The sequence below is a fragment of the Limnohabitans sp. genome, from assembly GCF_038134685.1.
In the GTDB taxonomy this organism is placed as follows: domain Bacteria; phylum Pseudomonadota; class Gammaproteobacteria; order Burkholderiales; family Burkholderiaceae_C; genus Limnohabitans_A.
The window spans coordinates 107,484-108,473 of the sequence record NZ_JAYPVP010000002.1 but is presented as its reverse complement, the minus strand read 5'-3'; the positions used below and the strand labels follow the sequence as shown (position 1 = coordinate 108,473).

Genomic DNA, 990 nt, shown 5'->3' with positions numbered 1-990 from the left:
GGTAGCCCATGCGCCGCAGCGCCCCATTGAAGGTGTTTTCACTCAGGGGCTTTGATCGGTACGTTGGCGAAGGGAAAACCAGTTCACGGTCGCCGCTGATCGGGCGCATGGCCTCCAGCACTTGCAGGGCTTGGCGCGACAGGGGTACCCGGTGTTCTGCCCGCATCTTCATTCGTTCGGCAGGGATGATCCAAAGGGACTGAGCTAGATCAAATTCGGCCCACCGTGCGCCGCGCACTTCGCCGGGGCGTGTGGCCGTGAGCATCAGCAGGCGCAGGGCGTGGGCCGTGGTGGGGTTGCCGTTGTAGGCGTCCAGCTTGGCCAGGAAGGCGGGCAGGTCTCGATCTGACAGCGCGGCCCGGTGTTGGACTTCGCGGGGCTTGAGGATTTCACCCGGCATCAGCGATTCCATGGGGCTTGATTCAATGCGGCCATGCGTCACGGCCCAGCGGTAGATTGATTTGACCCGCTGCAACACCCTGCCCGCCTGGTCGCCTGCGCCTCTGTCCTCGATCCGCTGCACGGCTTGCATGACCTCGCCGGGCTTGATCGCCACCAGTGGGCGCGAACCCATGGCCGGGTAAATGTCGGTTTTGAGACTGGCGGCTATCCGTGCCCGTGTGTCAACTGTCCAGCGGCCCGCCTGGTGCGCCAGCCAGTCAGTGGCCACGGCCTCGAAGGTGTTGGCCGCTTCGTGGGCTTGTTGGGCCTTGGCCGCTTTCTTGACCTCGCCCGGATCATCCCCGCATTGCAGGGTCTTGCGGGCGGCTTCGGCCTTGTCGCGGGCTTCCTTGAGGCCCACGGCTGGGTATACGCCCAGCGCCAGCCGCTTTTCTTTGCCGCCGTGGCGGTACTTCATGCGCCAGTATTTGCCGCCCGCTGGGGTCAGCTCCAGGTAGAGGCCCGCGCCGTCCGCCACTTTTTGGGTTTTGGTGGGCGTGGCCAGGGTTCGCAGCTTGGCATCGGTCAGCTTCATGGGGGGGGGTATCC

The 990-nt window shown here is 65.1% G+C and carries 1 protein-coding gene; it reads right to left on the bottom strand.

From position 1 onward, the window contains the following. Positions 1 to 976: integrase arm-type DNA-binding domain-containing protein (locus AAFM15_RS01500; protein WP_341684933.1), on the bottom strand; the 976-nt coding region annotated here is incomplete at its 3' end. Positions 977 to 990 lie beyond the last annotated feature (14 nt).